10 protein-coding genes and 2 pseudogenes are annotated in these 15,767 nt (G+C 72.4%); 5 read left to right on the plus strand and 7 right to left on the minus strand.

The features are described 5' to 3' along the window. Positions 1-36: 36 nt before the first annotated feature. The 5 genes and pseudogenes from mmsB to ACTEI_RS21010 all read right to left on the minus strand — a co-directional run bounded on the left by mmsB (position 37) and on the right by ACTEI_RS21010 (position 7,159). On the minus strand, positions 37-1,284 hold the full coding sequence (mmsB, locus tag ACTEI_RS20990) for a multiple monosaccharide ABC transporter permease (RefSeq protein WP_122979208.1): 1,248 nt from the start codon (positions 1,282-1,284) through the stop codon (positions 37-39). Beyond that, positions 1,281-2,744 (minus strand): annotated as a pseudogene (gene mmsA / locus ACTEI_RS20995) (multiple monosaccharide ABC transporter ATP-binding protein); the annotation flags it as partial. The gene mmsB and the pseudogene mmsA, both read right to left, overlap by 4 nt. 142 nt (positions 2,745-2,886) lie before the next feature. Next, on the minus strand, positions 2,887-4,014 hold the full coding sequence (chvE, locus tag ACTEI_RS21000; protein ID WP_187645959.1) for a multiple monosaccharide ABC transporter substrate-binding protein: 1,128 nt from the start codon (positions 4,012-4,014) through the stop codon (positions 2,887-2,889). A gap of 27 nt (positions 4,015-4,041) precedes the next feature. Beyond that, a complete protein-coding gene (gene araA / locus ACTEI_RS21005) occupies positions 4,042-5,529 on the minus strand; it encodes an L-arabinose isomerase (RefSeq protein ID WP_122979210.1) in 1,488 nt (495 codons plus the stop codon). Between the two features lie 646 nt (positions 5,530-6,175). Then, on the minus strand, positions 6,176-7,159 hold the full coding sequence (locus tag ACTEI_RS21010; protein ID WP_122982303.1) for a LacI family DNA-binding transcriptional regulator: 984 nt from the start codon (positions 7,157-7,159) through the stop codon (positions 6,176-6,178). 171 nt (positions 7,160-7,330) lie between these two features. Between ACTEI_RS21010 and ACTEI_RS21015 the strand changes: the two genes are divergently transcribed. Genes ACTEI_RS21015 through ACTEI_RS21020 form a run of 3 tightly spaced genes read left to right on the plus strand, consistent with a single transcriptional unit; the run spans position 7,331 to position 9,353 of the window. Next, positions 7,331-8,752, plus strand: coding sequence for a DUF2252 domain-containing protein (locus ACTEI_RS21015; protein WP_187645960.1), 1,422 nt, complete (start codon positions 7,331-7,333; stop codon positions 8,750-8,752). Next, complete coding sequence (locus ACTEI_RS37205; RefSeq protein ID WP_145831004.1) at positions 8,749-8,937, plus strand: hypothetical protein; 189 nt, start codon at positions 8,749-8,751, stop codon at positions 8,935-8,937. The genes ACTEI_RS21015 and ACTEI_RS37205 overlap by 4 nt, the downstream gene beginning before the upstream one ends. Continuing rightward, complete coding sequence (locus ACTEI_RS21020; RefSeq protein WP_122979211.1) at positions 8,934-9,353, plus strand: PPOX class F420-dependent oxidoreductase; 420 nt, start codon at positions 8,934-8,936, stop codon at positions 9,351-9,353. The genes ACTEI_RS37205 and ACTEI_RS21020 overlap by 4 nt, the downstream gene beginning before the upstream one ends. A gap of 205 nt (positions 9,354-9,558) precedes the next feature. Here ACTEI_RS21020 and mptB read toward each other — a convergent pair whose 3' ends face one another. Beyond that, the gene (mptB, locus tag ACTEI_RS21025) at positions 9,559-11,181 is read right to left on the minus strand and encodes a polyprenol phosphomannose-dependent alpha 1,6 mannosyltransferase MptB (protein WP_145831003.1); all 1,623 of its coding nucleotides are present in this window, start codon (positions 11,179-11,181) and stop codon (positions 9,559-9,561) included. Positions 11,182-11,407: 226 nt separating this feature from the next. Here mptB and ACTEI_RS21030 point away from each other — a divergent pair. Beyond that, a pseudogene (locus ACTEI_RS21030) lies at positions 11,408-12,320 on the plus strand (pirin family protein). A gap of 393 nt (positions 12,321-12,713) precedes the next feature. Continuing rightward, the gene (locus ACTEI_RS21035) at positions 12,714-13,148 is read left to right on the plus strand and encodes a DUF6292 family protein (RefSeq protein ID WP_145831002.1); all 435 of its coding nucleotides are present in this window, start codon (positions 12,714-12,716) and stop codon (positions 13,146-13,148) included. A gap of 718 nt (positions 13,149-13,866) precedes the next feature. Here ACTEI_RS21035 and ACTEI_RS37210 read toward each other — a convergent pair. Further along, positions 13,867-15,687 (minus strand): hypothetical protein, encoded by a 1,821-nt coding sequence (locus tag ACTEI_RS37210; RefSeq protein ID WP_145831001.1) that lies wholly within the window; start codon positions 15,685-15,687, stop codon positions 13,867-13,869. Between the last annotated feature and the right edge of the window lie 80 nt (positions 15,688-15,767).

The raw sequence follows: 15,767 nt of genomic DNA on the forward strand, positions 1-15,767 counted from the left end.
CCTGCGGGGAGTACCGGCCGTTGCGGTTCGGGGGTGTCAGCGGGCGCCCGCGGTGCGGCGCTTCGACCAGATGTCGAAAGCCACCGCGGCCAGCAGGACCGCGCCCTTGACCAGCATGACGGTCTCGGATGCCGCACCGATGAGGATCATGCCGTTGTTGATCACGCCCATGATCAGGCCACCGGTGATGGCGCCGACCACCTTGCCGACACCACCCTGGACCGCGGCGCCACCGATGAAGGCGGCCGCGATGGCGTCCAGCTCGAAGCTGTTGCCGGCGGTCGGGTTGGCCTGGTTGAGCCGGCCGGCGAAGATGATGCCGGCCAGGGCGGAGAGCACGCCCATGTTGACGAACAGCCAGAACAGCACCGACTTGACCTTGACGCCGGAGAGCGTCGCGGCCTGGAGGTTGCCGCCGATCGCGTAGATCTGACGGCCGAAGACCGCCCGATTGGTGACCAGGGTGTAGCCGACCACCAGGACGGCGAGCAGGATCAGCACCCACGGCAGGTTGCGGTACCGGGCCAGCTGCACGATCACGAACATCACCAGCACGGCCGGGACGACCGCCTTGAGCACGAACATCCACATCGGGTCGACCGCCTGCCGGTAGGCGATCCGGGCGGCCCGGGAGCGCCACTGGACGACCACGATGCCGAGGACGACCAGCAGGCCGACGATGATGCTGAACAGGTCGGCGCCGCCGAGCGGGCCGAGGCCGACGTTGCCCAGGAAGCCGTCGGTGAAGCCGTTGGCCAGGTTCCGCACCGGGTCCGGGAACGGGCCGAGGCCCTGGTTGCCCAGGATCTTGTAGGTGATCGCGCGGAACAGCAGCATGCCGGCGAGCGTGACGATGAAGGCGGGGATGCCGAAGTAGGCCACCCAGAAGCCCTGCCAGGCGCCGATCAGCGCGCCGAAGATCAGCGTGGCCACCACGGCGACCGGCCACGGCACGTCGTGCTGGACCATCATCACCGCGGCGAACGCGCCGGTCGCGCCCACCACCGAGCCGACCGACAGGTCGATGTGCCCGGCGATGATGATCAGGATCATGCCGATCGCGAGGATCAGCACGTACGAGTTCTGCACGATGATGTTGCTGATGTTCTGCGGGGCGAGCAGGTCACCGTCGGTCAGGATGGTGAAGAGCACGATGATCGCCGCGAAGGCGATGTAGATGCCGCTCTGCTTCAGGTTCAGATTGAGCTTGGAGCGGCTCTTGCCGGGTGCCTGAGCCGGCTGCTTGCCGACCGCGAGGTCCGCGTTGGTGGGTGCGACCGTCACGGCGCGACCTCCTGTTCTTCCTTCGTCATGAGAGTCATCAGGGACTCCTGGGTCGCCTCGGCACGCGGCACCTCGCCGGTGATCCGGCCGGCCGAGAGGGTGTAGATGCGGTCGCAGATCCCGAGCAGCTCGGGAAGCTCGGAGGAGATGACCAGGATGGCCTTACCCTCGTCGGCGAGCCGGTTGATGATCGTGTAGATCTCGTACTTCGCGCCCACGTCGATACCACGGGTGGGCTCGTCGAGAATGAGCACGTCCGGGTCCGTGAAGATCCACTTGGACAGCACGACCTTCTGCTGGTTACCGCCGGACAGCTTGCCGACGACCGCCTCGACAGTCGGGGACTTGATGTTCATGCTGGCCCGGAACTCGTCGGCGACCTTGTACTCTTCGTTGCCGTCGACCCAGCCGCCCCTGGCCAGCTTGGTCAGCCCGGCCGCGGAGATGTTGCGCTTGATGTCCTCGATCAGGTTGAGGCCGTAGCGCTTGCGGTCCTCGGTCGCGTACGCGATGCCGTGCTTGATCGCTTCCTGGACGCTCCGGACCTGGATCTCCTTGCCGTCCTTGATCAGGCGGCCGGAGATGTTCACGCCGTACGAGCGGCCGAAGACGCTCATCGCCAGCTCGGTACGGCCGGCGCCCATCAGGCCGGCCAGGCCGACGATCTCGCCCCGGCGCAGGCTGAGGTTCGCCTTGCGCACCAGCGCACGGTCGGGCTGGGTCGGGCTGTGCACCGTCCAGTCCTCGATCCGCAGCACCTCGTCGCCGATCTTGGGCTCGTGCTCCGGGTACCGGTGTTCGAGGTCACGACCCACCATGCCGGCGATGATCTTGTCCTCGGACAGGTTCGCCGTCTCCTCGGTCCAGATGGTCTGGCCGTCGCGCAGGATGGTGACGCGGTCGGAGATGCTCATCACCTCGTTGAGCTTGTGCGAGATGATGACGCAGGTGATGCCCTCGTCGCGCAGGCCACGCAGCAGGTTGAGCAGGTGCGCCGAGTCGTCGTCGTTGAGGGCCGCGGTGGGCTCGTCGAGGATCAGCAGCTTGACGTTCTTGGTGAGCGCCTTGGCGATCTCGACCAGCTGCTGCTTGCCGACGCCGAGATCGACGACCGGGGTCACGGCGCTCTCCGACAGGCCGACCCGGCGCAGCAGCTCGTCCGCGGCGGCGTTCGTCTTGTTCCAGTCGATCCAGCCGCGCTTGGCCTGCTCGTTGCCGAGGAAGATGTTCTCGGCGATCGAGAGGTTGGCGGCGAGCGCGAGCTCCTGGTGGATGATGACGATGCCCTTGTGCTCGCTGTCGCGAATGCCGGCGAACCGGCTGACCTCGCCGTCGTACTCGATCTCGCCGTCGTAGGTGCCGTGCGGGTACACGCCGGACAGCACCTTCATCAGGGTCGACTTACCGGCCCCGTTCTCGCCGCAGATGGAGAGGATCTCGCCCCTGCGGACTTCCAGGTTGACATCCTGCAACGCCTTGACGCCCGGGAACGTCTTGGTGATGTTCTTCATCCGCAGGATCGTGTCGGTCATTGGAGGTCTCCTTCGGCCGCCAAGGGAGCCGAACCCCGCCCGCTGGGGTCGGGCGGGGTTCGGCGCCAGCTCACTTGATGTCGGCCTCGGTGTAGTAACCGGAGTCGATGAGCTCCTTCTTGTAGTTGCTCTTGTCGACGATGACCGACTGCAGCAGCTGGGCCGGGACGACCTTCTTGCCGTTGTCGTAGTCGGTGGTGTTGTTCGTCTGCGGGGTCTGGCCCTTCAGGATGGCGTCGGCCATCTCGACGGTGATCTTGGCCAGCTGGCGGGTGTCCTTGTAGATGGTGGAGTACTGCTCACCCGCGGCGATCGACTTGACCGACGCCTTCTCGGCGTCCTGGCCGGTGACGATCGGGTACGGCTGGGACGCGGTGCCGTAGCCGCCGCTGCGCAGCGCGGAGAGGATACCGATCGAGATGCCGTCGTACGGCGAGAGGACGCCGTCCACCTTCGCGCCGCCCTTGTAGGTGGCGGTCAGGATGCCCTCCATGCGCTTCTGCGCGGTGGCCGGGTCCCAGCGCAGGGTGGCGACCGTCTTGAAGTCGGTCTGGTTGCTCTTGACGACCAGCGTCCCGTCCTTGATGTACGGGTCGAGGATGCTCTTGGCGCCGTTGAAGAAGAAGGTCGCGTTGTTGTCGTCCGGCGAGCCGGCGAACAGCTCGATGTTGAACGGGCCCTTCTTGTCACCCTTGCTGCCGTCGGCCTTGAGCACGCCCAGCCCGGTCAGCAGCGAGGTGGCCTGCTGCACGCCGACCTTGAAGTTGTCGAACGTGGTGTAGTAGTCGACGTTCGCGCTGCCGCGGATCAGGCGGTCGTACGCGATGACCGGGATGTTGTTCGCCTTGGCGCTGTCGAGCTGGCTGGACAGCGCGGTGCCGTCGATCGACGCGACGATCAGCAGCTTGGCGCCCTTGGTGATCTGGGTGTCGATCTGCTGGGTCTGGGTCGGGATGCTGTCCTCGGCGTACTGCAGGTCGACCTTGTAGCCGAGCGCCTCCAGCTGCTTCTTGACGTTGTCACCGTCGGCGACCCAGCGCTCCGAGGAACGGGTCGGCATGGTCACACCGACCAGCGCACCGGCGTTGTCGCCGCTGGCCGCCTCCTTGTCGGCGGTCTTCTCGCTGGAGCCGCAGGCGGCCATGGTGGTGACCAGGGCGGCGGCCGAGATCGTGGCCGCGAACCGGGTGTATTTCACGGGGGGTTCTCCTCTTTGAGCGCGGTGTTACAGAGGGCGGGCCAGGCGGTGGTACGCCTGGTTCCACCGCACCCGGTCGGCGAAGTCGTCGGTCGTGGTGCGGTCATCGATGAGCAGCAGCTCGGTCTGGACCATCGTGGCGAAGTCCCGCAGGACCTCGGGGCCGACGGCCTGGGTGAGAACGGTGTGGTGCGGTCCTCCGGCGGTGAGCCAGCACTCGGCCGAGGTCGACAGCGACGGTGCGGGCTTCCACACGGCACGGGCAACTGGCAAGTTCGGCAGCGGCTCGTCCGGCTGAACAACTTCGACGGTATTGGCGACCAGGCGGAACCGGTCGCCGAGGTCGGCCAGGCCGATCACCACACCCGGACCGGACGTGGCGTCGAAAACCAGGCGGACCGGGTCCTCGCGGCCGCCGATGCCGAGCGGGTGGATCTCGACGCGCGGCCGGGCGGACGCGATGCTCGGGCAGACCTCGAGCATGTGCGCTCCGAGGATCTTCGGCTCGCCCGGGCCGAAGTGGTACGTGTAGTCCTCCATGAACGAGGTGCCGCGGCCGGTGCCGGCGCCCATCGCCTTCACGGTGGCCAGCAGCGCGGAGGTCTTCCAGTCGCCCTCGCCGCCGAAGCCGTACCCGTCGGCCATCAGCCGCTGCACGGCCAGACCGGGCAGCTGGCGCAGCCCGCCCAGGTCCTCGAAGTTGGTGGTGAAGGCGCCGAATCCGCCCTCGGTGAGGAACTGCCGCAGGCCGGCCTCGATCCGCGCGCCGTAGCGCAGCGACTCGTGCCGCTCGCCGCCGACGGCCAGCTCCGGGGCCAGCTCGTAGAGTTCGGCGTACTCGCCGACCAGGTCGTCGACCGCCTTCTCGTCGACCGCGTCGACCACGGCGACCAGGTCGTTCACCCCGTACGTGTTGACCGAGACGCCGAACCGCAACTCGGCCTCGACCTTGTCGCCCTCGGTGACCGCGACGTCGCGCATGTTGTCGCCGAAGCGGGCCAGCCGCAGGGTGCGCAGGCGCTGCAGGCCGGTCGCGGCCTTCGCCCAGCCGTCGATCCGGGCGACCACCGCGGGGTCGGAGACGTGCCCGGCCACCGTCTTGCGCGGCACGCCCAGGCGCGCCTGGATGAACCCGAACTCGCGGTCGCCGTGCGCGGCCTGGTTGAGGTTCATGAAGTCCATGTCGATGGACTCCCAGGGCAGCGAGATGTTGTGCTGGGTGTGCAGGTGCAGCAGCGGCTTGCGCAGCGCGTCCAGGCCGGAGATCCACATCTTCGCCGGTGAGAACGTGTGCATCCAGGCGATCACGCCGATCACGTTCGGGTCGGCGTTCGCGTCCAGCATCACCTGCTTGATCGCGCCCGAGTCGGTGAGCACCGGGCGGCTGACCAGCTCCGCGCCCAGGCCCGCGGCGAGGGTGCGCTGAATCTCGGCGGACTGGTCGGCGACCTGCTGGAGCGTCTCCGGTCCGTACAGGTGCTGACTGCCGGTGAGAAACCAGATCTGCGGTTTCATCGGTTTTCCTTAGGTGTCGATGGTGCTGCTGTTACCGGGTCTCGGTCACGCGACGCGGGATGGCACGCGGCTCGCGCGTCACCCTCCGCCTCTCCCCGGCCAGAGTGATCGTGCAGCACCGAGCACTCCGCGAGAGGCTCGTCCTGAATCTTGGCTGCGCCGGATTCCAGCTGGTGAACGCCCCTGGGACACCGGTTCGTGGCCGGTGCTCCGAGCCGGGCGCCGGGGTATTTCGAGGATCTCCTCGCCGTGGCCGGCATGACAGGCCGAAGTGCCCGTGCCGACGGGGTCCTCCTGCTCCGGGTCCCCGTGACCGCGCGGCGGAACCCCTGCGAAGGAGGCCGGCACACCGTATGGTGGCACCCACGCCTCCTCACGGAGGGTGACCGCCTCGGTCGTCCGGTCGTGCCGTGCGTCGCCCGCCGACGGCACGACGACCGGAGCGCTCAGGGCCCCGTCGCCGAGGCCGGCGGCGCGGGTGGCGCTCGGCTCAACGGACATCGGAAATACCTCCACGAGGGGGGCCGGCGACGTGGCGACGACCACACTCCGGCGGGAGAAGCCCAGTGTTATCGCTAACAATTCTCGTGTCAACGGCTCTTCGCAACAACGAGGTAACGGCCGCTTAACCCGCCCCGGCAGGCCCTCAGGCGGGCGGCGCCACGCTCTCGCGCACCACCAGTTCCGCCGGCACGACGACCGTCTCCACCGCGCCTGGATCGTCCTTCATCTGGCCCAGCAGCAGGGTCAGGGCGGCCCGCGCGACGTCGCCGAAGGCCTGCCGCACGGTGGTCAGCGGCGGGATGAAGTAGGCCGCCTCCGGCACGTCGTCGAAGCCGACCACGCTGACGTCGTGCGGCACCCGCCGGCCCCGCTCGTGCAGCGCCCGCAGCACCCCCATGGCCAGGTGGTCGTTGGCCGCGAAGACCGCGGTGACCTCGGGCATCCGGGCCAGCATCTGGCCGGCGCGGTACCCCTCGGCGGCCGACCAGTCGGCGCTCAGCAGCGGCGGCACCTCGCGGCCGGCCTCCCGCAGCGTCTGCCGCCAGCCCTGGATCCGGCCGGCCGAGTCGAACCAGTCGGTCGGCCCGGAGACGTGCCAGACCGTCTCGTGCCCGGCCGCCAGCAGGTGCTGCACCGCCGCCCGCGCGCCGGCCACCTGATCCACCGTGACCAGGGAGCGCCCGGCCGCCGGGTCGCCGTCGATGAACACCACCGGCACGTCCGCCGGGATCTCCGCGAGCGCCTCGGTGGCCGAGGCCACCTGGGCGATCACCACCAGGCCGGCGACCCGCTGGTCCAGGTGGCGGTCCACCACGGCGGCGATCGAGTCGCGGTCCAGCTCGCGTACGCTGCCGACGCTGACCGCGAACCCGGCGTCCGCGGCCGCCTGCTCGAACTCGGTCAGCATGGATGCCGGGCCGTAGAGCATGCTGTTGCGCGCCACCACGCCGATCAGCTGGGAGCGGCCGGTCACCAGGGCGCGGGCCGCCCGGTTCGGGCGGTAGCCGAGCTCGGCGATCGCGGCCCGGACCCGCAGCCGGGTCTGCTCCTTGACGTTCGGATGATCGTTGAGGACCCGTGAGACGGTCTGGTGGGAGACCCCGGCCAGTCGTGCCACGTCGGTCATCGCCGGGGAACGGGATCCCTTGGTCTCCACTTGCGCACCTCGCCAGGTCCGGATCTGATGGAGCGTAGCGGCGAGCCGCGCGTCTCCCGGTATGGGAAATGTTATCGATAACAATGCCCGTGCCGCGAGCCCCGCGCGACCGTTGCCTGCAGCCCCGTACTCTCGGCAACAATGGACGCGACACCCACGATCGGCAGCCCCGCCGTGCTCGGCTCGACGGACGACGAAGGCTTCACATCGCTGCGCCGGCCCGCACGCCCGCGCGCCGAACGATACGAGATCGGACGCTCACTGCGCGAGCGGTCCCCCCGCTCGGACATGGCGCACTGGCGCCCGCCCGCCGACCGGCCCGATCCGGTGCGTCATGTGGTCGCCTCGCACGAGGGCCGGCTGCCCTGGCTGGTGCCGCTCCGGATCGGTCGCATGACGGCCAGCCCGTACGCGTTCCTGCGCGGCACCGCCGGCCTGATGGCCGACGACTTCGCCGCCCTGCCGCACACCGGCATCACCCCGGTGATCTGCGGCGACGCCCACCTCGGCAACTTCGGCTTCTACGCCTCCCCGGAGCGCGAGCTGGTCTTCGACCTCAACGACTTCGACGAGGCGCACCCCGGCCCCTGGGAGTGGGACCTGCGCCGGCTGGCGGTCAGCGTGCACGTGGCCGGCCGGGTCAACGGCTTCCGGGAGAGCGCCTGCGCCGACGCGGTCCAGCACTGCGTCGCCGAGTACCGCGAGCAGATCTCGCAGCTGTCCAGCCGGCCGCTGCTGGCCCGCTCGTTCGACCAGCTCGACGTGGACGCGATGCGCTCCGCGGCCAGCCGGGGCAGCTTCCGCGACGAGATCGAGCGGGCCGCCCGCCGGGCCCGCCGCCGCACCAGTGACCGGGCGCTGCCCCGCTTCACCGAACGCCGCGACGGCACCCGGCGGCTGATCGAGGAGCCACCGGTGATCACCCGCCCGCCGGAACGCGACCGGGAGCTGCTCGGCGAAGCCCTCGACGGGTACCTCAACACCCTCAAGCCGCACTGGGCCCGGATCCTCGGCGGCTACCGGATCGTCGACGTCGCGCACAAGGTGGTCGGCGTGGGGTCGGTGGGATTGCGGGCCTACGTCGCGCTGTGCGAGGGCAGCGACCCGGACGACGTGGTGTTCCTGCAGCTCAAGCAGGCCCGGCGGTCGGTGGTGGCGAGACACCAGCACGGCGCGCCGCCGTGGCACCGGCACCAGGGCCAGCGCGTGGTGGAGTACCAGCAGGCGTTGCAGACCGTCAGCGACCCGCTGCTCGGGTGGACGACCATGGGCGAGCACCAGTTCTACGTACGCCAGTTCCGGGACATGAAGGGCGCGATCGTCGTCGAGGACATCAACGCCGGGGCGCTCGCCGACTACGCCGGCATCTGTGGGTACCTGCTGGCCAAGTCGCACGCCCGGACCAGCGGGGCATCGGTGATCGCCGGGTACGTCGGCGGCAGCGACAAGCTGGACGAGTCGCTCGCCCGGTTCGCCCGCGCCTACGCCGACCAGGTGGAGAGCGACCACGCCGCGCTGGTGGCGGCGGTCCGCCGCGGGGAGCTGGCGGCGGAGAGCGGATGAACGTTCCGGCCACGGATCCCGTGACCGGGCGTGTCGCCATCGCGGACGCCATCGCCGTCACCGGGGTCTTCACCGTCCGCGTCCCCGTCATCGTCCGCGTCCCCGTCATCGTCCGCGTCCCTGTCATCGTCCGCGTCCCCGTCATCGCCATCGCCACTGTCATCGCCATCGGAGGAGCCGCGTGAGCGGAGTCATTTCCCTGGAGTCCGCTCCACTGCGGGAGTTCTGGATCGAGCGGCACCTGTGCACGCTGACCACGCTGCGGGCGGACGGCTCACCGCACGTGGTCGCGGTCGGCGCCACCCTCGACCCGGTCACCGGGATCGCCCGGATCATCGCATCCGGCGGATCGGCCAAGGTGCGGCACGTGCGGCGGGGCCAGCAGCAGGTCGCCATCTGCCAGGTGGACGGACGCCGCTGGAGCACCGTCGAGGGGCTAGCGGTGGTCCGCGACGATCCGGAGGCGGTCGCCGACGCGGAACGCCGGTACGCCGCGCGCTACCGGACGCCGCGCCCCAACCCGCAGCGGGTGGTGATCGAGGTGGCGGTCACCCGGGTGCTCGGCTCGGCCTCCCTGCTGCCCTCCACCGTCACCACCTGACGCCGGGCCGGTGGCCGCCGCGACGCGCTCCACCCGGCGGCCCCGCGGACCGGGACACCGCCAGGACCCCTCAACCCAGCGGCCCCCTCGCGGACCGGGACACCGCCGCGACGCGCTCAACCCAGCGGCGCCGCGGACCGGGACACCGCCAGGACCCGCTCAACCCAGCGGCCCCCTCGCGGACCGAGACACCGCCAGGACCCACTCAGCCCAGCGGCCCCCTCGCGGACCGGGACACCGCCGGTGAGGTCGCGATGGGCGCCGCCGGCTCCGGATCGCCGGGCCGCGCCCCGCGGCGGCGCAGGGCGACGACGGCCAGCCCGGCCAGCAGCGCCGTCACCAGGATCGCGCCGGGGAGCTTGACGGTACGGGTCAGCCCGGCGCCGTCCGGCAGGACCGAGAAGGCGGCGGCGACGGTCACGGCCATCACCGCTCTCGTAGCGACCGTGGTGGCCGCGAGCAGGACCAGCGGCCACAGCGCATACCACGGCAGCACCACCGGGGCCAGCGCCACCGTGGCGCCCAGGGCCAGCGCCGCCGAGTGCAGCGCGGCCCGCCCCGGGTCGGCGCGCTCGCGCAGCGCGCGGAACCACAGCATGGTCAGCACCACGGCGAGCACGACCAGGGCGACCGCCCGGACCGCCGGCACCGCGTCGAACGCCGGGTCGAACGGCCGCCCCAGATAGGTGAGCGTCATCCCGAGCGCGGTCGGCAGCGACGAGAACTGGATCAGGATCTCGCTCTCCCGCAGGCCGGTGATCCACCCGTACCCGAGCCCGCCGGCGGCCGTGATCCCGGCGAACGTCGCCGCCGCCGCGCCGCCCACCCCCGCCGCCGCGACCACCACGCCGCGGAGCCCGGCCCACCGCCCCGGCACCCCGGCGGCTCCGGCCACCGGGCCCGCGGACCGGGCGGCGACCCCGGACACCAGCCTCCCGGACCGGGCGGCGACCCCGGCCACCAGGCTCCCGGACCGGGCGGCGACCCCGGACACCAGCCTCCCGGACCGGGCGGCGACCCCGGGCACCAGCCTCCCGGACCGGGCCGCGGCGCAGATCAGGGCGGCGAACGGGATGACGACCACCGCGGTGGCCTTGATCGCCACGGCGCATCCCAGCAGCACCCCGGCGCCGAGCACCGCCACCGGGCGGCCCGGGAAGCGAACCGCCAGCGCCAGGCCACCGACCAGGAAGCCGAGCATCAGCGCGTCGTTGTGCGGGCCACCCAGCAGATGGGCGCCGACCAGCGGCCCGGCCAGCGCCACCCAGAGCGCCCGGCCCGGGGGCACGCCGCAGCGCCGGGCCAGGACCGGCAGCCCGGCCGCCGTCGCGATCGTCCCGGCCAGCGCCAGCACCCGGAACAGCAGCGGAACGGCCAGCTCCCCGGTGACGTGCGGATCGGGCGGCAGCGCTCCGGCCACGGCGACCACCCCGGCCGCGGCCAGGACGAACAGCGGGCCGTACGGCGTCAGCGTGTCCCGCCAGATCGGCGCGACCGCATCGACCCAGGTGCAGGGCAGCGTCTGCGCGGTGTGCTCGTACGGGCTCAGCCCGCGCAGCCACAGCTCCCCCTGGCAGGCGTACGAATGCACGTCCCGGCTGCCGAACGGCGGCAGCAGCAGGAACGGCGCCGCCCACAGCACGATCGTGCCGACCACCCAGCGCGGCGCGAGCGGCCGGTCCCGGCCGGTCCACCAGGCGTACGCCTGCAGGGCGGTGCCCACCACCCAGCCGGACACCACCGCCGGACCGTGCCCGCCGAGCAGGCCGGCCACCGCCAGCAGGACCGAGCCGCCGAAGCCGGTCCACCGCAGAGTCCGCGAGCTCACCACCGTCGCATGGTCGCCGCGCGGGATGAGCGCCAGGCCAGGGCCGGGCGAACGGCAGGCGGCCATCCGGTTCGATGTATGTTCACCGTATCCGTTCCGATCGAGTCCGCTTGAGTCCGCCGGCTCGGCGGTTGCCCTGGCATTCTGGGTCACCCCGGCAAGCGGCACGCCGCCGCACGTGCGGCCTCGACCCGCAGGCACGGCCCGCATTGCATAGAGTCGGCACATGACGCTGCCTGCCGCCGAGAGCGTGCTGCTGCCCGGGCACGACGTGCCGCTGGGTCGCTACGCCACGGTCCGCCGTCTGCTGCCGCACCGGGAGCGCCGGATGGTCGGCGCCTGGTGTTTCGTCGACCATTTCGGGCCCGACGACGTGCGCGGCCGGCCCGGCATGCAGGTCCCGCCACACCCGCACACCGGGTTGCAGACGGTGACCTGGCTGGTCGACGGCGTCATCGAGCACCGCGACAGCCTGGGCAGTGACCAGGTGATCCGGCCCGGGCAGCTGAACCTGATGACCTCGGGGCACGGCATCGCGCACTCCGAGTACACCCCGGCGGAGCATCCGGACGGGATGCACGGGCTGCAGTTGTGGGTGGCGCTGCCGGACGGCGCACGCCGCGGCCCGGCCGCCTTCGAACACCTGGACGGGCTGCCGTCGTACACCGAGGGGCCGGTCACGGTCACCGTCGCGGTGGGGTCGCTCGGGACGCTGCGCTCCCCCGCGACGGTGCACTCGCCGCTGGTCGGGGCGGAGCTGGCGTACGCCGGGGCGGCGCGCCAGACGCTCGAACTGGACCCGGCGTTCGAGTACGGCGTGCTGGTGATGTCCGGGTCGGCGGTCGTCGACGAGTCGCCGCTGACCCCCGGCTCGCTGCTCTACCTGGACACCGGGCGGACCACGCTGGACATCGCGGTGTTGTCGCCGGCCCGGCTGTTCCTGATCGGTGGCGAGCCGTTCGACGAGCCGCTGGTGATGTGGTGGAACTTCGTCTGCCGGTCACACGAGGAGATCGTGCAGGCGCGGGCCGACTGGGCGGCCGGGCGGCGCTTCGGCACGGTCCGGGGCTGCGCTGCCGGCGCCGGAGCTTCCGACGGTACGGCTCAAGGCGCGCGACCGCCACGGGTGCACGTACTGAGCGACGTACCGGATCGGGGCCCCGCGTCCTCCAGCGGACCCTGCGCCCGCGGACGGCGGCCCCGCTTGGTCTGCGAGCGGCCGAGCCGGAGTCGCCGGGCCGGGGGACGCGCGGGTCGTCGCCCGGGTGTTCACGACCGGTCCGCGGGGCGTCGGGCACCGGCCCGGCCCGGCGATCGACGAGCTCGCCGTGCACCCGCTGCGCGGTGCGCCCGGCGGGGACGCGACGGCGGCGGGGACCGCGAGGGCGGCCAGGACCGCGACGGCGGCCAGGACCGCGACGGCGGCCAGGACCGCGACGGCGGCCAGGACCGCGAGGGCGGCGCGGACCGCGACGGCGGCGGGGACGCGGCGTATCGTCGGAGCGGGATCGCCCAGCATCGGAGGCTCTCGCTTGCGGACGTGGTCGGCCGGGACGGCGGCGCACTGGTGTTATCTGCGCGCGGTGGCGGAGGCGTTCGAGGCCGCGGGGATGCCGGTGGCCGACTGGCGGGCCGATCCGGGGCCGCCGCGCGACGGCTGGATCCCGTTCGACCGCAGCCGGGCGTCCATCGTGGTGTGGGACCACGACCAGGCCGGGCTGGGCTGGTCGGAGATCGCCGGGTGGTATCTGTTGCTGATCAACTCACCGGGGCGGCGGGTGACGATCCCCCTGCCGGTGCCCCTGGTGGCCGCGCCCCCGACCGTGATCGCGGCGGTCGCCGTCCGGGTCGGCCCAGCGCCCTCGGCCATCCGCTCCCCCGGCTCCAGCGGGCACCGCGATCTTCCCGATGCCGACGCCGGGCCCGGCACGCCCGAGTTGGAGCGCGCGCTGTCCCGTTACGGGTGACGGCGCCGGGGCGGGCGTGCCCCGGGTCCCCGGGCGCACCGGGATCAAGACCAGGCGACCGGCGCCGCCGGGGGGCCCTTCGGGGTACGCAGAGGGGCAAGGACGGCGGCGGGATCGCTCCCGCCGCCGCCTCTGGTCCCGGCCTGTTGCGCCTGATCCGCCAATCGCCCGGGGAGTCGGGGGGCGGTCTCCCGGGGCGGGTCGTCCACGGGCGCGGGGGTGCGGCCGTCAGAACGGGGGGGGCGACGGCCGCTCGGCCGGGAAGCCGGCGAGCCGCTGTGGACTTCGTCGGCCGCAGCGGGCGGCTCCGTCCTGCGTGGACCGGGCCGCACCACAACCGTGCCAGCTTCAACGTTCAAGATCCGCGGAATGTGGCGGTGTCCTTGGACACGTTCGGTCACCTGATCGGGGTCACCCGGGAGTTCCTGACTTTCCTGAAAAGGAGCTTAAGAAGTGCTTAAGTCGATCGGGCCCCCGTCACCCGGACACAATCACGTTCGTTGATTGCCGCGCGTGCGCGAACGTCACCGTGCGCGCTCCCGGGCACCCCGCATAGTCACTGTTCACAACATTGAACCGGGCGGCCCCGCCGGACGTATTCGAGGTCGACCGAGTACTCCCGGCGGGCTGCGGCGCCGGGTCGGTCACCGGCCGCGGCGCCCTCGCGAGTCCGGACCGGGGGACCCGCAGCGCGGTGGCGCACCATGCAGATCCGTGATTAACCTTCCACATCCACCACGTGGCGGGCGGTTGATCCGGGTGCGCGAGGGGCGGGCACCGGGGGCGCGGAGGTGGTCCAGGTGAGGACGGTGGCACATATGCGGCGACGGGGCGGTGGGACATTCCCGGGCCGTAGCGAGGCCGCGGCATGAGCTTCGAGGACGACGAGTACTGGGACGACGAGTACAACGAGTACTCGCTGATGCCCAAATACGCGGTGGTCCAGCAGCGCCACTACGAGAAGCGGACCGCCCCCGACCCGGTCATCCCCACCCGGCGACCGGATGCGGACGGTGACGAGCCGGCCGCCCACCGTACGCACCGTAGCCGGAAGCCGGCGGACCCCTTCGACGCGCACCGTCCGAGCTGGCTGGACGATCCGGACTTCGTACCGATCGACACCTCCGTCGACAACCTGTCCGGCAACTACTTCGACGACATCGACTTCAACCGTCCCGAACTGGGCGTGGACTTCGACAAGCCGGACTTCCCGATCGTGGATCCGGCGGCCCTGCAGAATCCCGAGCGCAAGCGCCGCGGGCAGGGTGACGACTACGGGCGCGCCGGGCGGCCGGCGGACCGGTACGGGACGCATCGCGAGGACGGTCGCGGGCGCCGGCGCGACGACGGCCGCCGCGAGCCGGCCGACCACGACGGCCGCCGCGAGCCGGCCGACCACGACGGCCGCCGCGAGCCGGCCGACCACGGCGACGAGCGCGGGCGGCCCCGGGACGGCCGGCGCGGCCCGGACGAGCGGTGGGGCGGCGCACGGCCACGGCCCGCGGGCGAGCGCTGGGACGACGACCGGCGCGGCGCGCGGCGCGACGACCACTGGGACGGCGGGCGGCGCGACGACCACTGGGACGGCGCGGAGCCGCGTCGGCGGGGCCCGCAGGTCCGCCGGGACGAGGACGTACGGGATCTTCCGCCACGTGACGGCCGGGCGGCGACCGGGCGCGGCGCCACCGGCGAGCGGCGCGGCGCCGCGGAGGTTCCGCAGCCGGAGGAGCGCGACCCGCGACGTGGCACCGGACCGCAGGAGCGGGACGGCCGGGCGACGGTCCGGCGCGGACCCGGCGCCGAGCGCGGACGGGACCTCGTCGCGGACTGGGACGACGAGGACTTCGGACCGATCCGGCCCCCGGGCGGTCGCCGCCCGCGCCGGGACGAGCAGGACCCGCGGAGCGGTGCGGCGCGGCGCGGCGACCGGCCCGCGATGTCCGGGCGGGCCCAGGTGTCCGACCCCGACGACCGGTACGACGGCCCCGACGACCGGTACGACGGCCACAGCCGGCCGAGGGACGCCGACCCGGTTCGGAACGGCGGCAGGTACGAGGGCGGCGAGGCGGCGCGCGGGCGGGTAGCGGCCGACGCGCGGCTCCGCGACGACGAGCCGGTCCGGGACGGCACCCACGACCGCGACGAACGCCCTGGCCGCGACGGCACCCACGACCGCGTCCAACGCCCTGGCCGCGACGGCACCCACGACCGCGACCACTTCGGGCCGGGGCGCGACGACTCGGGCTGGGACGACGCCCTCGACGACGAGCCCGTCGACCTGCGGGCCCGCGACTGGGACGACGCCCCGGCGGGCCGGAACCGGGACGACGCGCGCGCCTCCGAAGGCGGGCCGGGCGGCGGGTCCGTCCGACGTGACGAGCGTTCCCGGGGCGTCCGCCCGGAATGGGCGGGCGACGACGTGGCGGACGGCGAGCGCTCCGGCGGCGGCCGTGGCGAGCCGATGGTGCTCGACGGTGAGTACTACGAGACACCCCGCGGGCCGGTGTCCCCGGCCGGCCCACGGCAGGCCGCGCAGCACGGCGACGACGGCAGGCCGCGGGTGGTGCGGCGGGCGGACCCGCCCGTACCCCCGAAGGTCGTCAGCCGGGTCACTCCGCC

Origin of the sequence: Actinoplanes teichomyceticus ATCC 31121 (genome assembly GCF_003711105.1) — a bacterium.
In the GTDB taxonomy this organism is placed as follows: domain Bacteria; phylum Actinomycetota; class Actinomycetes; order Mycobacteriales; family Micromonosporaceae; genus Actinoplanes; species Actinoplanes teichomyceticus.